This is a genomic window from Streptomyces sp. T12 (assembly GCF_028736035.1).
In the GTDB taxonomy this organism is placed as follows: Bacteria; Actinomycetota; Actinomycetes; order Streptomycetales; family Streptomycetaceae; genus Streptomyces.
In genome coordinates this window covers 1,893,047-1,916,791 of sequence record NZ_CP117866.1, presented here as the reverse complement: position 1 = coordinate 1,916,791, position 23,745 = coordinate 1,893,047, and the positions used below count along the sequence as shown (strand labels likewise).

Here is a 23,745-nt window from a genome sequence, read left to right as displayed (position 1 = left end):
GCGGTCACCTCACTCAATAGGGTGACTTCTCTGGGTGATCTGGTACTTCCGGACCATCTCTCGACAGAATCGGACCGGCCTTTCGGGGTCGGTCCGATTCTGCGTTGTCAGGGCCTATTGGGGGGCCATCGGCATGTTCCGCATCAAGGCTCGGGTTCCCCGCAAGGTGCTGGCGATGGGGCTGCCCACCGCATGGGGCGCGATGGCGATCACCTACAAGCTGGCCTGCCCGCTCGCCCAGCAGGACGGCTTCGGGGCTCGTGTGGTCACCAGTGCCGTCTTCTTCGCCGTGGGTACGGGGCTGATCGTGCACGTCCGGCGGGCGTTGCTGCGGGAGCTCCGGCAGGTCCGCAAGGTCGCCGGTGCCGCGCAGAGCGCGCTGCTACGGCCGCTGCCTTCGCGCATCGACGGGTTGAACGTCGCCGCCGCTCAGCTCTCCGCGGACCGCAGTGCCTGTGTCGGCGGTGACCTGTACGAGGTCATCGCCACCGAGCACGGCGTACGGGCGGTGATGGGCGACGTACGCGGCCATGGCATCGCCGCCCTCGGCACGGTCGCCGCGGTCCTCGGCAGCTTCCGCGAGGCCGTTCACGACGAACCCGACCTGGGCCGGGTCCTGCACAGACTGGACCGGGCCCTGGCCCGGCACCTGCGCGAGCGGGCCCGCGAAGAGCACCCTTCCGCGGGCCGGGAGCCCGACAGCCCGGTCGCCGAGGAGTTCGTCACCGTCCTGTTGCTGCAGATCGGGCGGGACGGCGAGATCACCGCCCTCAACTGCGGTCACCCCTGGCCGTATCTGCTGACCGGCGGCGGCGTCGAACCCCTCGCCCGCGCCGATCCCCTCCCGCCCCTGGGCCCGTTCCCCCTCCCCGTCGAACTGACCCCATTGCCCTGTGGCTCCCTGCAGCCCGGTGACTCCCTGGTCCTGTACACGGACGGCGTCGAGGACGCGAGGGACGCGAGAGGCCGGTTCTTTTCCCTGCAGGCGGCGCTCATGGGAGTCGTACGCAACGCCCCGATCACTCCGCAGACAGTCCTGCGCACCCTCTTCACGGCCCTCCTGCGCCACACAAGAGGAAGGCCGGCAGACGACGTGGCGCTACTGGTCCTACGGAACGGCAGAACCAGGGTGGAGTGCAGCCAACCTTCAGGGGCGCGGGGAACTGCGCGACCAGCCACACACAACCCGCAGCCGACCAACCACCTTTAGCGCAACGGCGTTCAGTCGCACGGCCAAGCTGCCGGCAGGCCGTCCGCCCCGCCACGGAGTGTCGGGCAGGCAGCTGGGCGGACGGCGCGGATGCGGGCCGCCGCACTGTACGAGGGGGAGCCGGCGGCCCGGCCGGCCTCTTGCGAGGCATTTCAGTCAACCGGCTGGAAACTCTCCGCAACAGCGCGCGCACGCTGCGGATTCGCGCACTCCGTTCACACCCCGTGTGAAGGCGTTCGCACTACTCTGACGGCACCGAGTCATCCGGGGGGCATACATGCAGCCCAATACCTTGCTCGACGCGATCCTGGACGAGGCGGGGATCTCGCACGCGGGGCTGGCCGCACACGTGAACCAGGCGGGGAGAGCGCGCGGGCTCGCGCTCAGGTACGAACACACCGCCGTCGCACGGTGGTTGAAGGGGCAGCGGCCGCGCGGCCAGGTGCCCGACCTGATCTGCGAGGTGCTCGCCACCCGGCTGCACCGTACGGTCACGCTCGACGACATCGGCCTCGGTGTGCCCGGCGAACAGTCGGTCGCGCACACCACCTCGCTGTCCGGCTTCGTGGAGCGGGCCACCGCGCTGTGGCGCTCCGACGAGCAGCAGCGGCCCCACATCCTGGGCGCGCCCGCGGTCACGGGTACGCCGGCCGTCATGCCCGTGTGGGAGTGGGAGAACCCGCCCGAGGACGTGGACGTGTCGCGCGGCGGTCGGCATCGGGTGACCCCCGCCGACCTCGAGATGCTGCGTGCCGCGCGCACCCACTACGAGCAGATGTACCGCAAGGCGGGCGGCATAGCGACCCGCACCCGGATCGTCGGATTCCTCAACGCGGAAGCCGCCCCGCTGCTGCGCGGCAGCTACACCGATGCCACGGGACGTCAACTGCACCGGGCCACGGGCGGGTTGGTGGCGGTCGCCGGTATCTGCGCGTACGACTCCGACGCGCACGGGCTCGCCCAGCGCTACTTCCACCAGGCGCTGCGGCTCGCGAAGGCCAGTGGCGACCGGGGGTTGGGCGCGTATGTGATCGCCCTTCTCGTCAACCAGGCGCTGTTCATGCGGGAGTTCCGGCAGGCCGTCGCCTTCGCGGAGGCCGCGCTGCGGGCGGCCGGCAAGCACATCACCCCGGCCCTCGCCTCCGACCTGTACGCGATGCAGGCGAAGGCGTACGCCCACCTCGGCGACGGCACGAGCGCCCTGTCCTGCATCCGGCGTGCCGAGCAGGCCGCCGAACGCATCCGTCGTGGATACGAACCCGACGAAACGGGCTATGTCCAGCCCGGACTCGTCAACGTCCAGGTGGCGGAGGCGTTGCTCAGCCTCGGGGAGCTGGCCGCAGCGGGGGAGCACGCCGCGGCCGCCGTCGACAATCCCGCCCACGACCGCGGCCGGGTGCACCGGCTCGCCATGCTCAGCACGATCGAGCTGCGCCAGGGCCATGCCGACAAAGCGGTGGCCACCGCGGTGCAGATGGCCGAGCAGGCCCGGGGGATGGAGTCCCAGCGCCTGCGCGACAGACTCCGGGCGGTACGCGAATACCTGGTGCGAAGCGGTTGCGCGGGCACCTCCGAGGCCGCCGAACTCATCGACGGAGCACTGCGCGTACCGCTTTAGGCCGCCGCAAGCCGGTACTCGAACACCGACACCTCATAGTCCCTGCTGCGATATTGCCACTTACTCGACGGAAGGTGGCAGAACCGTGCAGTGGACGAAACAGAACGAACAAACTGTGTATGAAAACCGCTGGTTCACCGTCAACCTGGCAGACGTGGAGCTGCCGGACGGCCGACACCTGGACCACTTCCTCATACGGCTGCGGCCGGTCGCCGTGGCCACGGTGGTCAACGAGGCCAATGAAGTCCTCCTCCTGTGGCGCCACCGTTTCATCACCGACAGCTGGGGGTGGGAGCTCGCGGCGGGCGTCGTCGAGGACGGCGAGGACATCGTCCGCGCGGCCGCCAGGGAGCTGGAGGAGGAGACCGGCTGGCGGCCGGGACCCCTGCACCACCTCATGAGCGTGGAGCCCTCCAACGGGCTCACCGACGCCCGGCACCACATCTACTGGGCCGACGAGGGCGAGTACGTCGGGCATCCCGTGGACGACTTCGAGTCGGACCGCCGGGAATGGGTCCCGCTCAAGCTCGTCCCCGACATGGTCGCCCGTGGGGAGGTCCCGGCCGCCAACATGGCGGCCGCGTTACTGCTGCTGCACCATCTCAGGCTCGGGCAGGACGTCTTGCCCTGAAGTGACGTCCCGGATCTAATGCCCGACGACCTGCCAGATCGCCACGACGAGAGCACCCACGGCGGTGAGGGCGGCGACCGCGGGCAGCGGCCAGCGCGCGTGTTCCAGTGTGTGGATCCGGGTGTTCAGCTCGTCGATTTCCTTGGCGGTCTCCTCGGTGCGGTGGGTGAGCAGAGCCAGCCCGCCCTCCACGCGGGCGTAGGCGACGTCGAGGCGACGTCGTAACTCTGCGAGTTCTCCTTGTACGACGGGATGCTCGGGATCGGCGGTCACGAGTCCGCTCCTTTCCGTAGTCATCTCGAATCCCTGGCATGCGCAGGGAAAGTGAACTCGCCTGGTGGGCCCGTGGGGAGAGTGTGCGAGGGGCATATGCGAGCCCGGAGCGCACACGGTGTGTGAATGGCGCGGGCCCGGCACCCTCTCGGTGCCGGGCCCGTGTGCTTGGCCGGAATCTGACGGTCTGTAATCAGCCGTAGGTGTAGAAGCCCGAGCCGGTCTTACGGCCGAGCCGGCCCGCGTCGACCATGCGCAGCAGCAGCGGGGGAGAGGCGTACAGCGGCTCCTTGAACTCGTCGTACATGCTCTGCGCCACCGAGGCGACCGTGTCCAGACCGATCAGGTCGGAGAGCTTCAGCGGGCCCATCGGGTGGGCGCAGCCGAGCTCCATGCCGTTGTCGATGTCCTCGCGGCTGGCGATGCCCGACTCGAACATCCGGATCGCGGAGAGGAGGTAGGGGATCAGCAGCGCGTTCACCACGAAGCCGGAGCGGTCCTGGGCGCGGATGGCGTGCTTCCCGAGCAGTTTCTCGGCGAACTGCTGGGCACGGGCGAGCGTGCCCTCGGAGGTGGTGAGCGCCGGGATCAGCTCGACGAGCTTCTGCACCGGGGCCGGGTTGAAGAAGTGGATGCCGATGACCTGGTCGGGGCGGGAGGTGGCGACCGCCAGCTTCACCAGCGGGATCGAGGAGGTGTTGGAGGCCAGGATGGCGTCCGGGCGGGTCACGACCTGGTCGAGTACCTGGAAGATCTCGGTCTTCACCTGCTCGTTCTCGACGACGGCCTCGATCACCAGGTCACGGTCGGCGAACTCGCCCAGGTCCGTGGTGAAGGACATCCGCGCCTGCGTGGCGTCCCGCTCCTCCTCGCTGATCTTGCCGCGCTCGGCCGCCTTGGCCAGAGAAGTGAACAGCCGGGTACGGCCGATCTCCAGGGCCTCGCCGGTGGTCTCGGCGACCATCACGTCCAGCCCGGCGCGGGCGCACACCTCGGCGATGCCCGCTCCCATCTGGCCGCAGCCCACCACACCGACGCGTGCAATATCTCCGGAGATGCCGGTCACATCGACCCCTTCGCTGGTCCACGAGTGCGGCAGGACCGCCGTTGTTCGGCTCCTGCTCCAAACCTGCACGTTACCTTCGGCGAAGCATGATCGATCGTTCGGGTGCCTCATGAAAGGCTGATGCGGGGCGCGATCCGCAGAGCACGGATCGGTCACGGGGTGGGCTCTTGACCATGGCACACGGAGGTATGAAGAAGATGCTGCACCGCAAGTCGCGGATGTCACGGCGGGCGTTCGCGGTGACCACCCTGTCGGCACTCGTGGCGGGAGGCGGCGCGGTGGCGGCCGGCTCCGCCATGGCGGGCGGAACGACGAAGCCGGCCCGGCGCCGGGCGACCCGCGAGATGCGCGGTGTGTGGGTGGCGACCGTGGCGAACCGGGACTGGCCCTCCAAGCCGGGGCTGACCGCCGACGAACAGTGCGCCGAGCTGATCGCTCACCTGGACGCGGCGGTGGAAAGCCGCCTGAACGCGGTCATCCTCCAGGTGCGGCCCACGGCCGACGCCCTGTGGCCCTCGCCGTACGAGCCGTGGTCGCAGGTCCTCACCGGTACTCAGGGCGAGGACCCCGGCTGGGACCCGCTCGGTACGGCCGTCGAGGAGGCCCACGCCCGTGGGCTGCAGTTGCACGCCTGGTTCAACCCGTACCGCATCGCCAACCACACCGACCCCACCAGGCTGGCCGAATCCCACCCCGCCCGCCGGCACCCGGACTGGGTGGTGACGTACGGCGGCAAGCTCTACTACAACCCGGGGCTGCCCGAGGTCCGCGCGTTCGTGCAGAAGGCGATGCTCGACGCGGTGAAGCGGTACCCGGTGGACGCGGTCCACTTCGACGACTACTTCTACCCGTACCCGGTGGCGGGCCAGACCTTCGACGACAACGACGCCTACGACCGCTACGGCGGCGGCTTCGCGACCCGGGCCGAGTGGCGGCGGGACAACATCGACCGGCTGGTCCAGGAGATGGCGGCCGGCATCAGGAAGATCCGGCCCAGCACGGAGTTCGGCATCAGCCCGTTCGGCGTGTGGCGCAACGCCGCCACCGACCCCCTCGGCTCCGACTCACGGGCGGGCGTGCAGACGTACGACGACCTGTACGCGGACACCCGCAAGTGGGTCCGCGAGGGCTGGATCGACTACATCTGCCCGCAGCTGTACTGGAACATCGGCTTCGCGGCCGCCGACTACGCCAAGCTCGTGCCCTGGTGGGCGGAGGTGGCGCGCGGCAGCCGGACGAGGCTGTACCTCGGCGAGGCGCTGTACAAGGCCGGCGATCCGGCGCAGCCCGCCGCCTGGCAGGACAAGGCCGAGCTGTCCCGGCACCTCACCCTGGCCAAGGACCACGTGGAGGCGCGCGGGCACGTCTTCTTCGCCGCGAAGGACGTGGCGGCGGACCGGATCGGGGCGATGGCACGGGTGGTCGCCGACCACTATGGGCGGCCGGCGATTCCGCCGCGCTGATCTGCTCGCTCTGCGCGCCGAGCTACTTCATCGTGTCCCTGTGACGGATCTCGGTGTCGGGGCCGGGGGAGCACAGGCCCTCGTGCCCGTCCTCGAAACGGACGCGGTACGGGGGGTTGCCCTCCTGGCCCAGGATTTCGACGATCTCGCCGACCTTGTCGTGTTGCCCGACCACCCTGCCGTGCTGGACAAGCTGGTCGCCCACGGTTGCACGCATCTCTTGGGTCTCCTCACCAGGTGCGGGAGCAGCGGTCCGTGGCCTTGAGTCTACGGCGTGGAGCGGTGGTTGGAAGTGGGTCGTCGGGGCCCGCTCAGCCACGCGCGCGCTGGGTCACGGCGATGCACACGAGCACCGCCGCGGCCGTCAGCGGGGCGGCCACTGTCAGGTGCTCGCCCAGCAGCAGCACCGACCACACCAGTGTGAGCAGGGGTTGGGCCAACTGCAACTGGCTGGCCTTCGGGATGCCGATGGCCGCCATGCCCCGGTACCAGACGACCAGGCCGAGGAACTGCGAGCCCGCCGCGACCCACAGCACTCCGGTCACGCCGTGCCAGGTCAGGTGGACGGGTTCGTACGACAGCGCCAGTGCGGCGGCCGGCACGCTCAGCGGCAGACACAGCACCAGCGCCCAGCCGATCACCTGCCAGCCCGGCATGACCCGGGCCAGCCGGCCGCCCTCGGTGTAGCCGGCCGCGCACACCACCAGCGCCGCGAACAGGTACAGGTCGGCGGTGGTCAGGGCGCCGCCGCTCTGCTGCACGGTGAAGGCGACCACGGCGGCCGCGCCCGCGAAGGCCGCCGTCCAGAAGGTGCGGGAGGGGCGGGTGCCGACGCGCAGGGCGGAGAACAGGGCGGTGGTGAGCGGGAGCAGCCCGACCACGACGGCGGCATGCGCGGTGGTCGACGTCTGAAGCGCCAGGGTGGTGAGGAGGGGGAAGCCGACGACCACTCCGGCGGCGACCACCGCGAGGCCCGCCCAGTGCCGGCGGGCGGGGAGCGGCACGCGCAGGAGGAGCAGACAGCCGCCCGCGATCAGCGCGGCCAGCACGCTGCGCACGGCGACCAGGGACCAGGCGCCGAAACCCTCCAGGCCCCAGGCGGTGGCGGGGAAGGTGAGCGAGAAGGCCGCGACACCGAGGGCGGCCTGGAGGGTGCCACGGAGGGTTGTCCTGGCCGGGGTGGCCGGGGTGGCCGGGATGGCCGGGGTGGTCGGCGTAGTGACTGCTATCGACCTTGGAGCGGTAGCGCTATTCTCTGTTCCCATGCACGAGCGTAGCAGTGTCGGTGAACTGGCGAGTCAGCTGCGGCGAGAGCTGGACCGCTACTCTCCGGGTGGAAAGCTCCCGTCGAGTCGAGCCCTTGTCGAACGGTTCCGGGTGAGCCCGGTGACCGTCTCCCGTGCCCTCGCGCAGCTGTCCGCCGAGGGCCTGGTGGTCACCCGGCCCGGCGCCGGAGCCTTCCGCGCCGAGCCGCACGCGCGGTCCGCTTCCGTCGGGGACACCTCCTGGCAGGAGGTGGCGCTCAGCGCGGACGCCGCCACGGAGCTCGTGCCGCGCTCGGTGGACGCCTCCGGCGTGCTGGTCTCGCTGTCCGCTCCGCCGCCCGGCGTGATCGAGTTCAACGGTGGTTACCTGCACCAGTCGTTGCAGCCCGAGCGGGCGATGTCCGCCGCGCTGTCCCGGGCCGGCCGTCGCCCCGGCGCGTGGGGGAGGCCGCCCATGGAGGGGCTGCCGGAGCTGCGGGAGTGGTTCGCGCGCAGCATCGGCGGGCCGGGCGGCGCCGTCACGGCCGCCGAGGTGCTGATCACCGCGGGCGGCCAGTCGGCCCTGACGACCGCGCTGCGGGCACTCGCTCCGCCGGGAGCGCCGGTGCTGGTCGAGTCGCCCACCTACCCGGGCATGCTGGCCATCGCCCGCGCGGCCGGTCTGCGCCCGGTCCCCGTCCCGGTCGACGCCGACGGTGTACGGCCGTCCCTGCTCGCCGACGCCTTCCGGGCGACCGGCGCCCGCGTGTTCGTCTGCCAGCCGCTGTTCCAGAACCCGACCGGCGCGATGCTCGCCCCCGACCGGCGCGGCGAGGTGCTGCGCATCGCGCGCGAGGCCGGTGCCTTCGTCGTCGAGGACGACTTCGTGCGGCGGCTGGTGCACGAGGACGCGGGACCCCTGCCGCGTCCGCTGGCCGCCGACGATCCCGACGGCGTCGTCGTCCATGTCTCCTCCCTGACCAAGGCGACCTCGCCGAGCTTCCGGCTGAGTGCGCTCGCCGCCCGTGGGCCGGTGCTGGAGAGGCTGCGCGCCATCCAGGTCGTCGACACCTTCTTCGTGCCCCGGCCCCTGCAGGAGGCCGCGCTCGAACTGGTGGGCTCGCCCGCCTGGCCGCGCCATCTGCGGGCGATCTCCGCCGAGTTGAAGACGCGTCGCGACGCGATGACGTCCGCCCTGCGCCTCGACCTCCCCGAACTCGCCCTCCCGCACATCCCGTCCGGCGGCTACCACCTGTGGCTCCGCCTGCCCGACGGAACGGGGGGCACCTCCCGGGCTTTCGGCCCTGGGGGAGAGTCCGCCCTGGCCTCCGCCGCCCTGCGTGCGGGCGTCGCGATCACGCCCGGCCGTCCGTACTTCAGCGCGGAACCTCCGGCCGGGCATCTGCGGTTGAGCTTCGCGGCGGTGGCGGGGGTGGGGGAGATCACGGAGGGGGTACGGCGGCTGCGGGCGGCCTGTGACGAGGTGCTCTAGCCGCGGGGCAGCCGCGGGGCAGCGGGGCGATGCCGCACACGAACTCGGCGGACTCGAAGAGCGTCCTTCGCGTGGTTGTGCGTCCAGCAGCTGTACTTGAATGTCCAACAGCCGATTTCAGCGACTTGTCCGCCTGATCCTGACCCCGCAGTAAGGCTTCGTCCACCCTCGGTGACGCCTACACAATGCCTCTTGACCTGCGCACTTTCGCGACACACCATCGCCGCATGTCGCTTCGGGTCACGTTCGTCGCCGCCGCGCGCAGCTCCCCGCTGCTCGCGGAGCGCTTCGAGGACGACCGGCCACTGGACCAGGCCGGCTGGGACGAGGTGCAGGGCGTTGCGCGCGACCTGCTGCCACTGGCGGCGGCCGAGCTGCGCTACTGCTCGCCGACCCCGCGCAGCCGCGCCACCGGCGACGCCCTCGGCTATGCCCCGCTGGTGCAACTCGCCCTGCGGGACTGTGACATGGGCCGCTGGCGCGGGCTCACGCTCGGCGAGGCGATGGCCCGGGAGCCGGAGGCGGTGGACGCCTGGCTGGCCGACCCGCGCGGCACACCGCACGGCGGCGAGTCGCTGCTCGCGTTCATCGCCCGCGTCGGCGGCTGGCTGGACACCCGGCCCGTGGAGGACGGCGGCCGTATCGTCGCCGTGGCCGAACCCTCCGTGATCCGCGCCGCCCTGGTGTACGCGCTGAAGGCGCCGCCCGCCACGTACTGGAACATCGATGTACGCCCCCTGTCGACGACCACCGTGACCGGCCGCGCGGGCCGCTGGTACCTCCGCTTCGACGGGGCGCCGGCTCAGCCCTCGCGTGCGTAGTCGGTGCTGAGGACGAGGTCCTTGGCCGGGCCGCGCACCCGCCACACCGTCCGCCAGTGGTCCTCGTCGAGGACGGTGAACTCGCCCCGGTAGAGGTCCGCCGAGCACGGGTGATCGGCGATGTACCGCCCGGACGACAGGTCCAGGTCGTGGAAGGGCCGCCCGTCGGCGAACCGTACGTCCGCTGTGCCGCGCGCGGCGCCCGGCAGGAAACGCAGCGTCCGCTCGGCGGGTCGGGGCACGCCCTGCCAGACGAACGTGCCGGACTCGTGGTGCAGCAGCCCGCCGCCCTCCAGTGGGCTGAAAACCGTCGTGCCGGAGAACTCCCCGGCCGCCCCGCCCGCCCCGCTCGCGAAGTCGCGCACGGACCGTTCGACCCGCCAACTCCCGGCCAGATACGCCAGAACGTCCGGTACTGGCCAGAACTCGCCCATCCGTCCCTCTCTTCCGGCGCTTCCGACACTTTCGATCTCGCCCGACCCGTTGACGCTCTTGAATCCCCTCCCTATCTTGCCGTTCGAAGTGCTGATCAAGGTCTGATATTTCGAACATCGAGCCGCGGAGTATCCATGTCACGCACGCGCACCCGTTGGAGACTCGGTCTGACGGCGACCGCCTTCCTGGTGGCCGCCGGTCTCGTCCCGGCCCCCGCTCACGCCGAGGACGTCACCGACTACGCGATCACCGTCGACCCCGCCACCAAGGGCGCGAAGATCGACGACACGATGTACGGGGTCTTCTTCGAGGACATCAACCGGGCCGCGGACGGCGGTCTGTACGCCGAGCTCGTACAGAACCGGTCCTTCGAGTACTCCACGGACGACAACCGGTCGTACACACCGCTCACCTCCTGGACGGTCGACGGCACCGCACAGGTCCTGAACGACGCCGGCCGGCTCAACGAGCGCAACCGCAACTACCTCTCCCTGGGCGCCGGTTCCTCCGTCACGAACGCCGGATACAACACCGGCATCCATGTCGAGGCGGGAAAGACGTACGACTTCTCGGTGTGGGCCCGCGCCGAGAGCGGCACCCGGCTCACCGTCACCCTGAAGGACGCCGACGGCACGCTCGCCGCCGCCCGCGAGGTGGCCGTGGGCAAGAGCGGCTGGGCCAAGTACCGCGCCACCTTCACCGCGACCCGCACCAGCAGCGACGGCCGCCTGGCGGTCGCCGCCTCCGGGGCCGCCGCGCTGGACATGGTGTCCCTGTTCCCGCGCGACACCTACAAGCACCAGCCGGGCGGCCTGCGCAAGGACCTCGCCGAGAAGGTCGCCGCCCTGCACCCGGGCTTCCTGCGCTTCCCCGGCGGCTGCCTGGTCAACACCGGCTCCATGGAGGACTACAGCGAGGCCTCCAACTATCAGCGCAAGCGGTCCTACCAGTGGAAGGACACCATAGGCCCGGTCGAGGAGCGCGCGACCAACGCCAACTTCTGGGGCTACAACCAGTCCTACGGCCTCGGCTACTACGAGTACTTCCGCTTCGCCGAGGACATCGGCGCCATGCCGCTGCCCGTGGTCCCGGCCCTGGTGACCGGCTGCGGCCAGAACAAGGCCGTCGACGACGAGGCCCTGCTCAAGCGGCACATCCAGGACGCCCTCGACCTCATCGAGTTCGCCAACGGTCCGGTGACCTCGACGTGGGGCAAGAAGCGCGCCCAGATGGGCCACCCGAAGCCCTTCCACCTCACCCACATCGGGGTCGGCAACGAGGAGAACCTGCCGGTCGAGTTCATGGCCCGGTTCAAGCAGTTCCGCGCCGCCATCGAGGCGAAGTACCCCGACATCACCGTCGTCTCCAACTCCGGCCCGGACGACGCCGGCCAGACCTTCGACACGGCCTGGCAGCTCAACCGCGAGAACAAGGTCGACATGGTCGACGAGCACTACTACAACAGCCCGCAGTGGTTCCTGCAGAACAACGACCGCTACGACTCCTACGACCGCAGCGGCCCGAAGGTCTTCCTCGGCGAGTACGCCTCCTGGGGCAACGCCTTCAAGAACGGCCTCGCCGAAGCCGCCTTCATGACCGGCCTGGAGCGCAACGCGGACGTCGTCAAACTCGCCTCTTACGCACCGCTGTTCGCCAACGAGGACTATGTGCAGTGGAGCCCGGACATGGTGTGGTTCAACAACCACGCCTCCTGGAACTCCGCCAACTACGAGGTCCAGAAGCTGTTCATGAACAACGTCGGCGACCGGGTGGTCCCCTCCAAGGCCACCGGAACGCCGTCGCTGCTGGGCCCGATCACCGGTGCCGTCGGCCTGTCGACGTGGGCGACCAGTGCGGCGTACGACGATGTGAAGGTCACGGACGCCGACGGGAAGACGCTGCTCAGCGACGACTTCTCCGGTGACGCCGCGAAGTGGACGCACACCGGCGGCGGCAGCTGGAGCATCCAGGACGGGCAGTACGTGCAGACGGACGCGGCCGCCGAGAACACGATGGTCTCGGCCGGCGACCCGACCTGGCACGACTACGACCTGCACGCGAAGGCCACCAAGAAGTCCGGCAAGGAGGGCTTCCTCGTCGCCTTCGGGGTCAAGGACACCGGCAACTACTACTGGTGGAACCTGGGCGGCTGGAACAACACCCAGTCCGCCGTCGAGCAGGCCGTGGACGGCGGCAAGTCGACGCTGTTCTCCAAGGCCGGGACGATCGAGACGGGGCGCACCTACGACATCGACATCAAGGTGCGCGGCCGCCAGGTCACCCTGTACCTCGACGGCCAGGAGTGGGGCGGCTTCACCGACGACAAGCCGGCCGAGCCGTTCCGCCAGGTCGTCACCAAGGACGCGACGACGGGTGACCTGATCGTCAAGGTCGTCAACGCCCAGTCGTCGGCGGCCCGTACGGCGATCGACCTGGGCGGCGCGAAGGTCGCGTCCCAGGCCCGGGTGACGACCCTGTCCGCCGACCCGAACGCCGTGAACAGCGAGACGCAGACGCCGGTCGCGCCGGTGGCGTCCACCTTCTCGGGGGTCGCCGACAAGTTCACGTACACCTTCCCGGCGAACTCGATCACCTTCCTGCGGATCAAGCAGAGGTAGCCGGTTCTGGCGCGGTCCGCTGTCCGAGCGGCAGCGGACCGCGCCTTCGTTGTGCGGTCGATCACCCGGCCGCGGCGAGCAGTTCGTCGATCGCGGTGCGGATCGACTCGTCCGTCTCGAAGCCGCGCCAGCCGCTGAAGTAGTGCAGACGCCGGTCGAGGGCCGGGACCTCGCGCAGGAGCCGGGCGGCGGGCCGGGCCGGTCCGCCGATCCGGGTCAGGTGGCGCACCGCGGGGAGCATGACCGGTAGGTAGCGGCCCTCCGCCAGCCCCCGAACCGCCGTCACCAGGGCCTGGACGGGAACCTCGGTGTCGCCGGTCGCGGCCCACAGCGCGTGCGCCGCCTCGACGCTCGTCCACTCGTCCCCGGTCCGGGCCAGCGCGTGCAGCCGGTCCGCGAGGCCCGCGGCGTGCGGGCCGAGGTCGGCCAGCCTGCGCAGAGAGGGGTGGCGGACGCCGTCCCGGGCGATGGCGGGGCCCAGCACCTCCAGGGCTCGTCCCGGCTCGCCTCCCGTCCGCCAGTAGGCCCAGGCGGCGAGTGTCGCGTCGCCGTCAGCCGCGTCCGCCGACCGCGCGAGCAGGAGGTCTCGCGTCGCGTCGTCCGCCACCCCGATGCCCCCCAGCGCCGTCGCCGCCGCCGACCAGCTCCCGTCGTGCTCCAGCAGCCGGACCAGCCGGGGTACGGCCGCCCGCGCGCCGGGCCCCCAGTCGGCCAGCACCTCGCACAGGCGTGAGCGCTCGCGCGCGTCCTCGGTGGCATCGAGCCGCTCGCAGAGCGCCGGGAGCAGCCGGTCGGCGTGGGCCGGGAGGAGGGCGAGCACCTCGTGCAGCGCGGGCAGGGCGGGGAAGTGGTTCCCGCCGGCGTGGATGCCGTACCTGGAGAAGGTCGACGGCGCTCCGGCCACCCGCTCGATCAGGCCCGGCACACACCGCGCGTCGTTCATCCGGGCCAGCGCCCACAGGGCCGCGTCGGCGACGCTCTCGCCCCTGCGGGTGCCGCGTCTGCCGGTGTCGTCCAGCAGTTCGGCGACCGCGTCGGCACAGTCGGCGGCCGCGGATCCGAGACAGGCCAGCAGCTCGGTCGCCCGGTAGCGGACCTCGGCGCTCGGGTCCGCCAGCCGCGCCGCGACGGCCGGCACCAGCTCGCCGGTCGGCGAGCGCCAGCGGCGCAGCAACTCGGCCGCCTGGGCGAGGGCGCCGATCCGGTGATCCTCGTCGAGGGGGGTCTCCCCGGTCGAGTCCGTGCGAGAGCGGGGGAGGTCGGCCAGCAGGCCGAGCACGTACGAGGTGGAGGCGGCCGGGGAATCGGCGAACAGGGTGCCGATCCGGTACTGGACGGCCCGCGGCCCACCTCCCACCGCACTGGTGTGCCGCCACACCTCCACGCCGGGCTCCCGGACGGCGTCCAGCAGCAGGCCCATGTGCTGCTCGGCGAGCCCGGGGTCACCCGCTGCCAGCGCGTGCACCGCCGCCGCGCGCAGCTGCGGTTCGGGATCGCCCAGCAGCCCGCGCAGCAGGGAATGGGCCTCGGCCCCTCGGGGCCCCGCCGGCTCCCGCCGGACCGCCGTGCCGAGGGCGACGACGAGGTCGAGACGGGTCGCGAGGTCGCTCTCCGTCCGCCAGCGCTCCAGCAGGGCGGGCAGGACGGTCTCCCCGGGGCTCGTGCAGTCGGCGAGGATGTCGGCGGCCACCCGCCGGAACTCGGCCTCGGGGACGGCCAGCAGGGCGAGCACTTCGGGCAACGCCCGCTCCCAGGCCGCCGCCCAGCCCGGGGCGACGTACCGCTCCTCGACCCGTCCGGCCTCCGCCGCCAGCACCGAGACGATCTCCAGCACCGTGCGCCGGCACGGAACGTCCTGCCGGGCTCCCAGCCGTAGCAGGAAGGGCAACGCGGCCGGGGCGGCGGGGCAGATCCAGCCGCCCTGGTGGAAGAGCAGGTTGAGCAGGTCGTCCGCCGCCGACTCCGCGTCCTGCGGATCCGGGCCCGCGCAGCGGCGCAGCAGAGGGGGTACGTCCTCGGCCGCCCCGTAGTTGTGCTTCAGCCCCGCCCAGTCGACCGCGTCGAGTCCCTCCCACATGCGAGGGGACCCTACTACCGCCCCACCGCCGTCGGGACGAGGGCGCTGGGGCAGGTGGGGCGGGGGCGTCGAAATATTCCGTGCCATGCCCATCGGCCGAGGTGCAGACTCGCTGCATGGCGGACATGCGAGCGTTCCGGGACGAGGTCCGTGGCTGGGCGGCCGGCGGCCCCGGCGGGACGGCGAGTGATCTGGCGGTGCGGCTGGGGGTGCGGACGGCGGTGCTGCTGGAAGGCCCGAGTGACCTCGCGGCCGTCGAGGCGCTGGCCGCCCGGCGTGGCCGGGACCTGGCTGCCGAGGGCGTGTGCGTCGTGCCGATGGGCGGGGCGATGAGCGTCGGCCGCTACACCGGCCTCCTCGGCCCGTCCGGCCTCGGCCTGCGCCTGGCAGGACTGTGCGACGAGGGCGAGCAGCGCTTCTACGACCGCGCCCTGCAGCGGGCCCGGGCGGCGTCGCAGTCGGCCTTCTTCGTCTGCGTGCGAGACCTGGAGGACGAGCTCATCCGCGCGCTGGGTACGGCGAGGGTCGAGGAGATCGTCCGCACCGAGGGCGACCTGCGTGCCTGGCAGACCTTCCTGCGCCAGCCCGCACAGCACGGCCGGCCCCGGCCGCAGCAGTTGCGGCGCTTCCTCGGCACCAAGAAGGGCCGCAAGATCCGCTACGGCCACCTCCTCGTCGAGGCCCTGGACCCCGAACAGGTACCGGCGCCCCTCGACGACCTCCTCGCGAGCCTGTGACCGACGCCCGCCCCTGACGGCAGCAGCCGGCCAAAAAGCCGCACCACGAGTCTCCGTGCATACCCACTCGGCGAGATTGCATAAACGTGCAGCGAAACGTATAGTCATGCCGTCTAAGAGGAGGTTTCCATGGCGGTACGTGCGGCAGTGGCCGGAGCGAGTGGATACGCGGGCGGGGAACTGCTGCGTCTGCTCCTGGCGCACCCCGAGGTGGAGATAGGGGCCCTGACCGGCAACTCGAACGCCGGGCAGCGGCTCGGTGCGCTGCAGCCGCACCTGCTGCCCCTCGCCGACCGCGTACTCCAGGAGACCACGACCGAGGTGCTGGCCGGGCAGGGCCGGCGGCATGATGTGGTTTTTCTCGCCCTGCCCCACGGACAGTCCGCCGCCGTCGCCGAGCAGCTCGGGCCGGATGTGCTGGTCGTCGACATGGGGGCCGACTTCCGGCTGAAGGACGCGGGTGACTGGGAGACGTTCTACGGCTCCCCGCACGCCGGCACCTGGCCGTACGGTCTCCCCGAACTGCCGGGTGGCCGCGCTCCGCTTACGGGGGCCAAGCGCATCGCGGTACCGGGCTGCTACCCCACCGCCGTCTCGCTCGCCCTCTTCCCGGCCTACGCCGCCGGCCTCGCCGAGCCCGAGGCCGTGATCGTCGCCGCCTCCGGCACGTCCGGCGCGGGCAAGGCGCCCAAGCCGCATCTGCTGGGCAGCGAGGTCATGGGCTCCATGTCGCCGTACGGCGTCGGCGGCGGTCACCGGCACACGCCCGAGATGATCCAGAACCTCAGCGCGGCGGCGGGCGAGCGGGTCTCCGTCTCCTTCACGCCGACCCTCGCGCCGATGCCCCGCGGCATCCTCGCCACGTGCACCGCGAGCGCGCGCCCCGGCGTCACGGCGGACTCCGTCCGCGCCGCGTACGAGAAGGCCTTCGCCGACGAGCCGTTCGTCCACCTCCTCCCCGAGGGGCAGTGGCCGGCCACGGCGTCCGTCTACGGTTCGAACGCCGTTCAGGTGCAGGTCGCATTCGACGCCGCCGCGAACCGCATCATCGCGATCAGTGCCATCGACAACCTGACCAAGGGCACGGCCGGTGGTGCCGTCCAGAGCATGAACATCGCCCTCGGGTTTCACGAGAACACCGGGCTTTCCACGATCGGAGTCGCACCGTGAGTGTCACGGCAGCAAAGGGATTCACGGCGGCGGGCATCGCCGCCGGGATCAAGGAGAACGGCAACCCGGACCTGGCCCTCGTGGTCAACACCGGGCCCCGCCGATCCGCCGCGGGCGTCTTCACCTCCAACCGCGTCAAGGCCGCGCCGGTGCTGTGGTCCGAGCAGGCCCTGAAGGGCGGTCAGGTCTCCGCGGTCGTCCTCAACTCCGGTGGCGCCAACGCCTGTACGGGACCCAAGGGCTTCCAGGACACGCACGCCACCGCCGAGAAGGTCGCCGAGGTGCTCGGCCGGGGCGCCATCGAGGTCGCCGTCTGCTCGACCGGCCTCATCGGTGTGCTGCTGCCCATGGACAAGCTGCTCCCCGGCGTCGAGACCGCCGCCGCCCAGCTCTCCGAGCACGGCGGCGAGAAGGCCGCCATCGCCATCAAGACCACCGACACCGTGCACAAGACGTCCGTCGTGACCAAGGACGGCTGGACGGTCGGCGGAATGGCGAAGGGCGCCGGCATGCTCGCCCCCGGCCTCGCCACCATGCTCGTCGTCCTCACCACCGACGCCGCCCTCGACAGCGACGTACTGGACACGGCGCTGCGCGCCGCCACCAAGGTCACCTTCGACCGCGTCGACTCCGACGGCTGCATGTCCACCAACGACACCGTGCTGCTGCTCGCCTCCGGCGCGGCCGAAGTCACCCCGGGGTACGAGGAGTTCGCCGAGGCCGTACGGGCCGTCTGCGACGACCTCGGGCAGCAGCTGATCCGGGACGCCGAGGGCGCCAGCAAGGACATCAAGGTCGAGGTGGTCAACGCCGCGACCGAGGACGACGCCGTCGAGGTGGGCCGCTCCATCGCCCGCAACAACCTCCTCAAGTGCGCCATCCACGGCGAGGACCCCAACTGGGGCCGCGTGCTCTCCGCGATCGGCACGACGTCCGCCGCCTTCGAGCCGGACCAGCTCAACGTCGCCATCAACGGCGTCTGGGTGTGCAAGAACGGCGGCGTCGGCGAGGACCGGGAGAAGGTCGACATGCGCTACCGCGAGGTGCACATCGTCGCCGACCTCGCCGCCGGCTCCGAGACCGCCACGATCTGGACCAACGACCTCACCGCCGACTACGTCCACGAGAACAGCGCCTACTCCTCATGAGCACCACGCGTAAGCACACCGCGCTCCCCAAGGCCCAGATCCTCATCGAGGCGCTGCCCTGGCTGGTCCGCCACAACGGCAAGACCGTCGTCATCAAGTTCGGCGGCAACGCCATGATCGACGAGGACCTGAAGGCCGCGTTCGCCCAGGACGTCGTGTTCCTGCACCACGCCGGCCTCAAGCCCGTCGTCGTGCACGGCGGCGGCCCGCAGATCAGCGCCGCCCTCGACCAGCACGGCATCGTCAGCGAGTTCAAGGCCGGGCTCCGGGTCACCACCGAAGAGGCCATGGACGTCGTACGGATGGTGCTGGCCGGGCAGGTCCAGCGCGAGCTCGTCGGACTGCTCAACCAACACGGGCCGCTGGCCGTGGGGCTGACCGGCGAGGACGCGCACACCATCACCGCCACCAAGCACCAGCCCGAGATCGACGGCGAGTTGGTCGACATCGGGCGGGTGGGCGAGATCACCGAGATCGACACGGGCGCGATCGAGGCCCTGCTCGCCGACGGCCGTATCCCGGTCGTCTCCTCGATCGCCCGGAGCCAGGACGACGGACATGTCTACAACGTCAATGCTGATACGGCGGCTGCGGCACTCGCTGCTGCTCTGGGCGCCGAAACCCTCATGGTCCTCACGGACGTCGAGGGCCTCTACGAGGACTGGCCCCACTCCGACGAGGTGATCAGCCGCCTCACCGCTTCCCAACTGGAGAAGCTGCTGCCGGAGTTGAGCTCCGGCATGGTGCCGAAGATGGAGGGCTGCCTGCACGCCGTACGCAACGGCGTCACCACCGCCCGCGTCATCGACGGCCGGGTCCAGCACTCGATCCTGCTGGAGATCTTCACCGACGAAGGCATCGGCACGATGGTCGTGCCGGACGCGCAAGAGGGGGATGCCGGATGACCGAGACGGCGACGAACGCAGAGCTCACCCAGCGGTGGCAGGGCTCGCTGATGAACAACTACGGCACCCCGAGGCTCCCTCTCGTGCGCGGTGAGGGCGTCAAGGTCTGGGACACCGAGGGCAAGCAGTACTTCGACTGGATCGGCGGCATCGCCACCAACGCGCTCGGCCACGCCCACCCGGCGATCGTCGAGGCCGTGAGCCGGCAGATCGCGTCCCTCGGCCACATCTCCAACTTCTTCATGGCCGAGCCGACCGTCGCCCTCGCCGAACGGCTGCTGCAGCTCTTCGGCCGGGACGGCAAGGTCTTCTTCTGCAACTCCGGCGCCGAGGCCAACGAGGCCGCGTTCAAGATCGGCCGGCTGACCGGGCGGACCCACGTCGTCGCCACCGAGGGCGGCTTCCACGGCCGCACGATGGGCGCCCTCGCGATGACCGGCCAGGCCGGCAAGCGGGAGCCGTTCCTGCCGCTGCCCGGCGACGTCACGCACGTGCCGTTCGGCGACGCGCAGGCGCTGGCCGCCGCGGTCACCGACGAGACCGCCCTCGTGATCATCGAGCCGATCCAGGGCGAGCTCGGGGTCGTGGTGCCGCCGGCCGGCTATCTGAAGGCGGCGCGGGCGATCACCGCCGCCAGCGGTGCGCTGCTCGTCCTCGACGAGGTGCAGACCGGCATCGGCCGTACCGGGCACTGGTTCGAGTACCAGGCCCACGAGGGCGTGCTGCCCGACGTCGTCACGCTCGCCAAGCAGCTCGGCGGCGGGCTGCCGCTGGGTGCGACGGTCGCCTTCGGGCGGGCCGCGGAGCTGCTGCAGCCCGGTCACCACGGGACGACCTTCGGCGGCAACCCGGTCGCGTGTGCCGCGGGACTGGCCGTTTTGGACACCATCGCGAACGACGGGTTGCTGGAGAACGTCAAGCGGCAGAGCGAGAAGTTGCGGGACGGGATCGAGGCGCTGGGCCACCCGTTGATCGATTATGTCCGGGGCGCGGGACTACTCCTGGGTATCGTGCTCACCGAGCCGCTCGCCGCCAAGGTGCAGCAGGCGGCTCAGGACGCCGGTTTCCTGGTGAACGCGCCCGCCCCCGATGTCGTACGGCTCATGCCGCCGCTGAACCTCGGTGACGACGAAGTGGAGGCGCTTCTTCAGGCCCTTCCCGGCATCCTTGACGCGGCCAACGGGGACGGATGATCCGGGAAATGAGACGACGATGAGTCAGGCGCAGGACCACGAGCACAACGGGGCCGCCGGGCCTGCCGTGCCGCAGACCCGCACCGCACGCCACCGCCGGATCGTGGACATCCTCAACCGGCAACCCGTGCGGTCGCAGAGCCAGTTGGCGAAGCTGCTCGCCGACGACGGGCTGAGCGTCACCCAGGCGACGCTCTCCCGGGATCTGGACGAGCTCAACGCGGTGAAGATCCGTAACAACGAGGGCGATCTGATCTACGCGGTGCCCAGTGAGGGGGGTTTTCGGACCCCCCGTGCGCCGCTGGGCGAGTCGGCCAAGGAGGAGCGGATGCGGCGGCTCTCCCAGGAGTTGCTGATCTCCGCGGAGGCTTCCGCGAACCTCGTGGTCCTGCGTACCCCTCCGGGGGCCGCGCAGTTCTTGGCCTCGGCCATTGATCAGGCTGAGCTGCAGGACATTCTCGGCACGATCGCCGGTGACGACACGTTGCTGCTGATCAGTCGGAATCCTACGGGGGGTCAGGCGCTGGCTGATCATCTGCTGCGGTTGGCTCAGAACGGGCACTGATCGCCGTAGGCGTGCGGGGAGGTCACCCGAGTCGCGAGGCCAGGCCTCCTGTGCAGCGGACCTCGTCCCCTGCCGTGATCAGCAGCGCCTCCACGTCCGGCAACGACTCCAGCCAGCGCAAACCCTGTCGCGAACCCATCGCGAAAGCCGCCGTCGCCCAGCAGTCCGCCCAGGTCAGGTGTGGGGCCACCACGGTGACCGCCACCAGGTCCGTCACCGCTGAGCGGCCCGTGCGGGGGTCGACTATGTGGGCGCCGCGTTCCGAGGTGCCGGATGTGGCGACCGCCAGTTCGTCCAGGCCGGCGGCGGAGATGACCGCCGCGAGGCCGCCCGGGCGGAGGGGGTCGGAGACTCCTACGCGCCAGGGGCGCTGTGCGCCCGGTACGCCGAGGAGTTGGACGTCGCCGCCGCCGTTGACGCTGACGCCGCTGACGCCGGGGACCTTCGCCAGGCGGCGGGCCGCGCGTTCGACCGACCAGCCCTTGACGATGCCGGTCGGGTCGAGGCGGCCCTCGTACGACGTGCTGAACCAGCCCTCGCTGAGCCGCTCCGCCTCGGCACCCAGTTCGAGTACCTCGGCGACCTCCGGATCGCACCGCTCGACGGTCAGCTCGCCGCGCGCCAGCAGGGAGATCTGGCTGTCGTCGCGGTAGGTGCTGAACACCTCGTCGACCCGGTGCAGTGCGGTGACCGCCTCTTCCAGTGCCGACTTGACGGCACCGGGTTCCCCGCCGCGGACGTCGAAGGAGAAGACCGTCCCCATGACCTCCTCCGCATGACGTACCGCGGCGGGAGCTTCTGTCGGTTCCGCCACCGTGTCAGCCACCGGCCTGGTCCAGGGCCGACTGGAGGGATTCCTTGTAGCCGGCGCTGGTGTACGTGGCTCCGGAGACCGCGTCGATGTCGGCGCTGCCCGCCGCCACGGCAGCCTGGTTGAGCTTCGGTACGGCGTTCGCGGTGACCTGGTCGCTCTGGCCGCCCTTGGGCGTCTGCACCGCCTCGGCCTTGGTGATCTTTCCGCCGTTGACGGTGATCCGGACCTGGACCGGCCCGTACTGCGTCTGGGCGACGCTGCCGGTGACGGTACGGACCTGGGCGGCGCCCGACCCTTGCGAACCGGAGCCCTGCGACCCGGAGCCCTGTGACCCCGAGCCCTGCGACGAACCGGCGCTCGCCTTCGCCTTGTCGATGGCCGACTGGAGGGATTCCTTGTAGCCGGCGCTGGTGTACGTCGCTCCGGAGACCGCGTCGATGTTCGCGCTCTGCGCGGTGACCGTCGCCTGGTTGAGCTTGGGTACGGCGTTCGCCGTGATCTGGTCGCTCTGGCCGCCCTTGGGCGCCTGGACGGCCTCCGCCTGGGTGATCTTCCCGTTGGCCACGGTCAGCCGCACCTGCACGGCCCCGTACTGGGTCTGCGCCGCGTCACCGGTGACCGTGCCGCTGCCGGCGGCCTGGGCGCCGCCCTGCGGCGACTGCGCCGCGACGGGTGGTGCCCCGCCCGCGGCCTGTGCGGAGGCCGGGTCGGTCGCCGGCTTCAGCGACAGCAGCAGCACGATCCCGGACACGGTGGCCGCGCCGGCCAGCACGACACGTCGGATGGGGTGACTCTTCCTCATGGCTCCTACAGCTCCTGAAGTCTTTTGAGTCCCGTCGCTCACATCTCGAACGACTCGTGATGGATGCGGCGGGCGGGCACACCCGCGCCGCGCAGTGCTTCGTAGACGGACTGCGCGAAGCCGGCCGGCCCGCACATGAACACGTCGTGCTTGTCGATGTCGGGCAGCTTCTGGAGCAGCCGCTCCGCGGAGATGTCCGGCCGCTCGCCGTCCGGGCTGTTGACCGCGTACATCAGCCGGGCACCGCGCTCGTCGGCGATGGCCGCGAGCTCGTCCCACAGCGCCAGGTCCTGGGTGCTGTTGGCCCGGTAGAGCAGGGTGATGTCGCCGGACGCGCCGGGCAGCGTCTCGAACAGGGCCCGCATCGGCGTGATACCGACCCCGCCCGCCACCAGCAGCACCTTGCCCCGGCTGCGGCGCTGGGCGGTCATCGCGCCGTACGGCCCCTCGGCCCACACCTTGGTGCCGGGCTTCAGGTCGCGCAGCCGCGAGGTGTGGTCGCCGATCGCCTTGACCGTGATCCGCAGCATGTCGGGGCGAGGCGCCGCCGACAACGAGTAGGGATGGGAACTGAACCTCATCCCCGGCGCCTTGAACCGCCACCGGAAGAACTGCCCGGCCTCCGCACCCATGCGGTGCAGCTTGCGCCCGCCGATCAGCACCGACACGATGCCCGGCGTCTCCTCGATGACCGCCTCGACGTACATCCGGTGCCGCAGGTTGAGGCGGATCGGGGTGAGGATCCGGTACCAGACCACCAGCGCGGTCACGGCCCCGTACAGCCCGTACCAGAAGGTCTTCGCGGACGGCTCGACGGCGAACTCGTTGCCGGTGGTGATCTGGTGCCAGAACGTCAGGTACACCGCCGCGTACGTGAGCAGGTGCACGTGGTACCAGGTGTCGTACGGGATCCGGCGGCGGATCCCGCCGATCGAGATGAACGCGATGAAGAACAGCAGCCCGGTGCCGATGGCCGCCTTGCCCATGTCCGGCAGCGTGTTGACCGAGTCGATCGTCTGCTGGACGACGTCGCCGAGCGTCTTGCCGGCCTGGAGCGCGTACGCCCACATGGTGAGGAAGACATGCGCGATGACCAGGCAGATCGTGTACCGGCCGCTCATCGCGTGCCACCGCGCGACCCGGTCCGAGCCCACCCGCCGCTCCAGCGCGGGCACCCGGGCCATCTGCAGCACGACGAGCGCCATGAGATAGCCGGCCAGCAGACCGGTGATCCGCCCGGCGGCGAGGATCTTGGCGGTGTTGTCCGCGAGGGACGGCGTGTTGTCCCACCACAGCCACAGCACCGCCGCCGCGCCCGCCCATAGGGCGATCACCAGCGGGACGGCCGGTGAGCGGCGCGGGCGGATGCGGCGCATCGTCTGGCGGCGAGCGGCACGGCCGCCTGCGAGCGTGGTGGTCACGGTTCCTCCGGGGACGGGAGCAAGGGGAGTGCGTGATGGGCG

The 23,745-nt window shown here is 71.0% G+C and carries 22 protein-coding genes; 13 read left to right on the top strand and 9 right to left on the bottom strand.

Annotated elements, in window-relative coordinates; all coding sequences use genetic code 11:
* Nucleotides 1-133: 133 nt before the first annotated feature.
* The 3 genes from PBV52_RS08470 (at nucleotide 134) to PBV52_RS08460 (ending at nucleotide 3,459) form a co-directional block, all read left to right on the top strand.
* Nucleotides 134-1,210 (top strand): PP2C family protein-serine/threonine phosphatase, encoded by a 1,077-nt coding sequence (locus PBV52_RS08470; RefSeq protein ID WP_274237668.1) that lies wholly within the window; start codon nucleotides 134-136, stop codon nucleotides 1,208-1,210.
* A 277-nt stretch (nucleotides 1,211-1,487) separates the two neighbouring features.
* A complete protein-coding gene (locus tag PBV52_RS08465) occupies nucleotides 1,488-2,828 on the top strand; it encodes a transcriptional regulator (protein WP_274237667.1) in 1,341 nt (446 codons plus the stop codon).
* A gap of 85 nt (nucleotides 2,829-2,913) precedes the next feature.
* Complete coding sequence (locus PBV52_RS08460; RefSeq protein WP_030054968.1) at nucleotides 2,914-3,459, top strand: NUDIX hydrolase; 546 nt, start codon at nucleotides 2,914-2,916, stop codon at nucleotides 3,457-3,459.
* A gap of 15 nt (nucleotides 3,460-3,474) precedes the next feature.
* On the opposite strand, the gene PBV52_RS08455 is transcribed toward PBV52_RS08460, so the two are convergent.
* Both PBV52_RS08455 and PBV52_RS08450 read right to left on the bottom strand, forming a co-directional pair.
* Nucleotides 3,475-3,732, bottom strand: a complete 258-nt coding sequence (locus PBV52_RS08455) for a hypothetical protein (protein ID WP_274237666.1) — start codon at nucleotides 3,730-3,732, stop codon at nucleotides 3,475-3,477.
* A 193-nt stretch (nucleotides 3,733-3,925) separates the two neighbouring features.
* A complete protein-coding gene (locus tag PBV52_RS08450; protein ID WP_274237665.1) occupies nucleotides 3,926-4,798 on the bottom strand; it encodes a 3-hydroxybutyryl-CoA dehydrogenase in 873 nt (290 codons plus the stop codon).
* 173 nt (nucleotides 4,799-4,971) lie between these two features.
* On the opposite strand from PBV52_RS08450, the gene PBV52_RS08445 reads away from it, so the two are divergent.
* Nucleotides 4,972-6,261 (top strand): glycoside hydrolase family 10 protein, encoded by a 1,290-nt coding sequence (locus PBV52_RS08445; RefSeq protein ID WP_274237664.1) that lies wholly within the window; start codon nucleotides 4,972-4,974, stop codon nucleotides 6,259-6,261.
* 22 nt (nucleotides 6,262-6,283) lie between these two features.
* On the opposite strand, the gene PBV52_RS08440 is transcribed toward PBV52_RS08445, so the two are convergent.
* Both PBV52_RS08440 and PBV52_RS08435 read right to left on the bottom strand, forming a co-directional pair.
* Entirely contained in the window at nucleotides 6,284-6,478 is a 195-nt protein-coding gene (locus tag PBV52_RS08440; RefSeq protein ID WP_128427901.1) for a DUF1918 domain-containing protein, read from the bottom strand.
* Nucleotides 6,479-6,572: 94 nt separating this feature from the next.
* Nucleotides 6,573-7,526: a DMT family transporter gene (locus tag PBV52_RS08435; protein ID WP_274237663.1), complete on the bottom strand. Its 954-nt coding sequence runs from the start codon at nucleotides 7,524-7,526 to the stop codon at nucleotides 6,573-6,575.
* Here PBV52_RS08435 and PBV52_RS08430 point away from each other — a divergent pair.
* Both PBV52_RS08430 and PBV52_RS08425 read left to right on the top strand, forming a co-directional pair.
* Nucleotides 7,525-8,997: a PLP-dependent aminotransferase family protein gene (locus PBV52_RS08430; protein WP_274237662.1), complete on the top strand. Its 1,473-nt coding sequence runs from the start codon at nucleotides 7,525-7,527 to the stop codon at nucleotides 8,995-8,997. The two genes, PBV52_RS08435 and PBV52_RS08430, sit on opposite strands and share 2 nt — an antisense overlap.
* A 227-nt stretch (nucleotides 8,998-9,224) precedes the next feature.
* Nucleotides 9,225-9,818, top strand: coding sequence for a histidine phosphatase family protein (locus PBV52_RS08425; RefSeq protein ID WP_274237661.1), 594 nt, complete (start codon nucleotides 9,225-9,227; stop codon nucleotides 9,816-9,818).
* Here PBV52_RS08425 and PBV52_RS08420 read toward each other — a convergent pair.
* Nucleotides 9,800-10,252: a DUF6314 family protein gene (locus PBV52_RS08420; RefSeq protein ID WP_274237660.1), complete on the bottom strand. Its 453-nt coding sequence runs from the start codon at nucleotides 10,250-10,252 to the stop codon at nucleotides 9,800-9,802. The two genes, PBV52_RS08425 and PBV52_RS08420, sit on opposite strands and share 19 nt — an antisense overlap.
* A gap of 135 nt (nucleotides 10,253-10,387) precedes the next feature.
* Here PBV52_RS08420 and PBV52_RS08415 point away from each other — a divergent pair, with 135 nt between their 5' ends.
* Nucleotides 10,388-12,871: an alpha-L-arabinofuranosidase C-terminal domain-containing protein gene (locus PBV52_RS08415; protein ID WP_274237659.1), complete on the top strand. Its 2,484-nt coding sequence runs from the start codon at nucleotides 10,388-10,390 to the stop codon at nucleotides 12,869-12,871.
* A 61-nt stretch (nucleotides 12,872-12,932) separates the two neighbouring features.
* On the opposite strand, the gene PBV52_RS08410 is transcribed toward PBV52_RS08415, so the two are convergent.
* A complete protein-coding gene (locus tag PBV52_RS08410; protein WP_274237658.1) occupies nucleotides 12,933-14,948 on the bottom strand; it encodes a HEAT repeat domain-containing protein in 2,016 nt (671 codons plus the stop codon).
* Nucleotides 14,949-15,064: 116 nt separating this feature from the next.
* Between PBV52_RS08410 and PBV52_RS08405 the strand changes: the two genes are divergently transcribed.
* The 6 genes from PBV52_RS08405 to PBV52_RS08380 all read left to right on the top strand — a co-directional run bounded on the left by PBV52_RS08405 (nucleotide 15,065) and on the right by PBV52_RS08380 (nucleotide 20,666).
* On the top strand, nucleotides 15,065-15,685 hold the full coding sequence (locus tag PBV52_RS08405; protein ID WP_274237657.1) for a TOPRIM nucleotidyl transferase/hydrolase domain-containing protein: 621 nt from the start codon (nucleotides 15,065-15,067) through the stop codon (nucleotides 15,683-15,685).
* A gap of 129 nt (nucleotides 15,686-15,814) precedes the next feature.
* Nucleotides 15,815-16,855, top strand: coding sequence for an N-acetyl-gamma-glutamyl-phosphate reductase (argC, locus tag PBV52_RS08400; RefSeq protein ID WP_274237656.1), 1,041 nt, complete (start codon nucleotides 15,815-15,817; stop codon nucleotides 16,853-16,855).
* Nucleotides 16,852-18,003 carry a bifunctional glutamate N-acetyltransferase/amino-acid acetyltransferase ArgJ gene (argJ, locus tag PBV52_RS08395; RefSeq protein WP_274237655.1) on the top strand — a complete coding sequence of 384 codons (1,152 nt, stop codon included), beginning with the start codon at nucleotides 16,852-16,854 and terminating at the stop codon, nucleotides 18,001-18,003. The genes argC and argJ overlap by 4 nt, the downstream gene beginning before the upstream one ends.
* Nucleotides 18,000-18,908 carry an acetylglutamate kinase gene (gene argB / locus PBV52_RS08390; protein WP_274237654.1) on the top strand — a complete coding sequence of 303 codons (909 nt, stop codon included), beginning with the start codon at nucleotides 18,000-18,002 and terminating at the stop codon, nucleotides 18,906-18,908. The genes argJ and argB overlap by 4 nt, the downstream gene beginning before the upstream one ends.
* Nucleotides 18,905-20,101 carry an acetylornithine transaminase gene (locus tag PBV52_RS08385; RefSeq protein WP_274237653.1) on the top strand — a complete coding sequence of 399 codons (1,197 nt, stop codon included), beginning with the start codon at nucleotides 18,905-18,907 and terminating at the stop codon, nucleotides 20,099-20,101. Before argB ends, PBV52_RS08385 begins: the two co-directional genes overlap by 4 nt.
* A 19-nt stretch (nucleotides 20,102-20,120) precedes the next feature.
* Nucleotides 20,121-20,666 (top strand): arginine repressor, encoded by a 546-nt coding sequence (locus PBV52_RS08380; RefSeq protein ID WP_062715470.1) that lies wholly within the window; start codon nucleotides 20,121-20,123, stop codon nucleotides 20,664-20,666.
* A 22-nt stretch (nucleotides 20,667-20,688) separates the two neighbouring features.
* Here the strand turns inward: PBV52_RS08380 and PBV52_RS08375 are convergent, their stop codons facing one another.
* Genes PBV52_RS08375 through PBV52_RS08365 form a run of 3 tightly spaced genes read right to left on the bottom strand, consistent with a single transcriptional unit; the run spans nucleotide 20,689 to nucleotide 23,703 of the window.
* Nucleotides 20,689-21,492, bottom strand: a complete 804-nt coding sequence (locus tag PBV52_RS08375) for an FAD:protein FMN transferase (protein ID WP_274237652.1) — start codon at nucleotides 21,490-21,492, stop codon at nucleotides 20,689-20,691.
* Nucleotides 21,485-22,282 carry an FMN-binding protein gene (locus PBV52_RS08370; RefSeq protein ID WP_274237651.1) on the bottom strand — a complete coding sequence of 266 codons (798 nt, stop codon included), beginning with the start codon at nucleotides 22,280-22,282 and terminating at the stop codon, nucleotides 21,485-21,487. The genes PBV52_RS08375 and PBV52_RS08370 overlap by 8 nt, the downstream gene beginning before the upstream one ends.
* Before the next feature lie 38 nt (nucleotides 22,283-22,320).
* Nucleotides 22,321-23,703 (bottom strand): ferredoxin reductase family protein, encoded by a 1,383-nt coding sequence (locus tag PBV52_RS08365; protein WP_274237650.1) that lies wholly within the window; start codon nucleotides 23,701-23,703, stop codon nucleotides 22,321-22,323.
* Nucleotides 23,704-23,745 lie beyond the last annotated feature (42 nt).

Excerpts from the sequence above, each read along its gene's own strand:
- PBV52_RS08470 (WP_274237668.1), top strand. The coding sequence starts at position 134 with ATGTTCCGCATCAAGGCTCGGGTTCCCCGCAAGGTGCTGGCGATGGGG.
- PBV52_RS08465 (WP_274237667.1), top strand. The coding sequence starts at position 1,488 with ATGCAGCCCAATACCTTGCTCGACGCGATCCTGGACGAGGCGGGGATC.
- PBV52_RS08445 (WP_274237664.1), top strand. The coding sequence starts at position 4,972 with ATGGCACACGGAGGTATGAAGAAGATGCTGCACCGCAAGTCGCGGATG.
- PBV52_RS08440 (WP_128427901.1), bottom strand. The coding sequence starts at position 6,478 with ATGCGTGCAACCGTGGGCGACCAGCTTGTCCAGCACGGCAGGGTGGTC.
- PBV52_RS08430 (WP_274237662.1), top strand. The coding sequence starts at position 7,525 with ATGCACGAGCGTAGCAGTGTCGGTGAACTGGCGAGTCAGCTGCGGCGA.
- PBV52_RS08435 (WP_274237663.1), bottom strand. The coding sequence starts at position 7,526 with ATGGGAACAGAGAATAGCGCTACCGCTCCAAGGTCGATAGCAGTCACT.
- PBV52_RS08425 (WP_274237661.1), top strand. The coding sequence starts at position 9,225 with ATGTCGCTTCGGGTCACGTTCGTCGCCGCCGCGCGCAGCTCCCCGCTG.
- PBV52_RS08420 (WP_274237660.1), bottom strand. The coding sequence starts at position 10,252 with ATGGGCGAGTTCTGGCCAGTACCGGACGTTCTGGCGTATCTGGCCGGG.
- PBV52_RS08415 (WP_274237659.1), top strand. The coding sequence starts at position 10,388 with ATGTCACGCACGCGCACCCGTTGGAGACTCGGTCTGACGGCGACCGCC.
- PBV52_RS08410 (WP_274237658.1), bottom strand. The coding sequence starts at position 14,948 with ATGTGGGAGGGACTCGACGCGGTCGACTGGGCGGGGCTGAAGCACAAC.
- PBV52_RS08405 (WP_274237657.1), top strand. The coding sequence starts at position 15,065 with ATGGCGGACATGCGAGCGTTCCGGGACGAGGTCCGTGGCTGGGCGGCC.
- argC (WP_274237656.1), top strand. The coding sequence starts at position 15,815 with ATGGCGGTACGTGCGGCAGTGGCCGGAGCGAGTGGATACGCGGGCGGG.
- argB (WP_274237654.1), top strand. The coding sequence starts at position 18,000 with ATGAGCACCACGCGTAAGCACACCGCGCTCCCCAAGGCCCAGATCCTC.
- PBV52_RS08385 (WP_274237653.1), top strand. The coding sequence starts at position 18,905 with ATGACCGAGACGGCGACGAACGCAGAGCTCACCCAGCGGTGGCAGGGC.
- PBV52_RS08380 (WP_062715470.1), top strand. The coding sequence starts at position 20,121 with ATGAGTCAGGCGCAGGACCACGAGCACAACGGGGCCGCCGGGCCTGCC.
- PBV52_RS08370 (WP_274237651.1), bottom strand. The coding sequence starts at position 22,282 with ATGAGGAAGAGTCACCCCATCCGACGTGTCGTGCTGGCCGGCGCGGCC.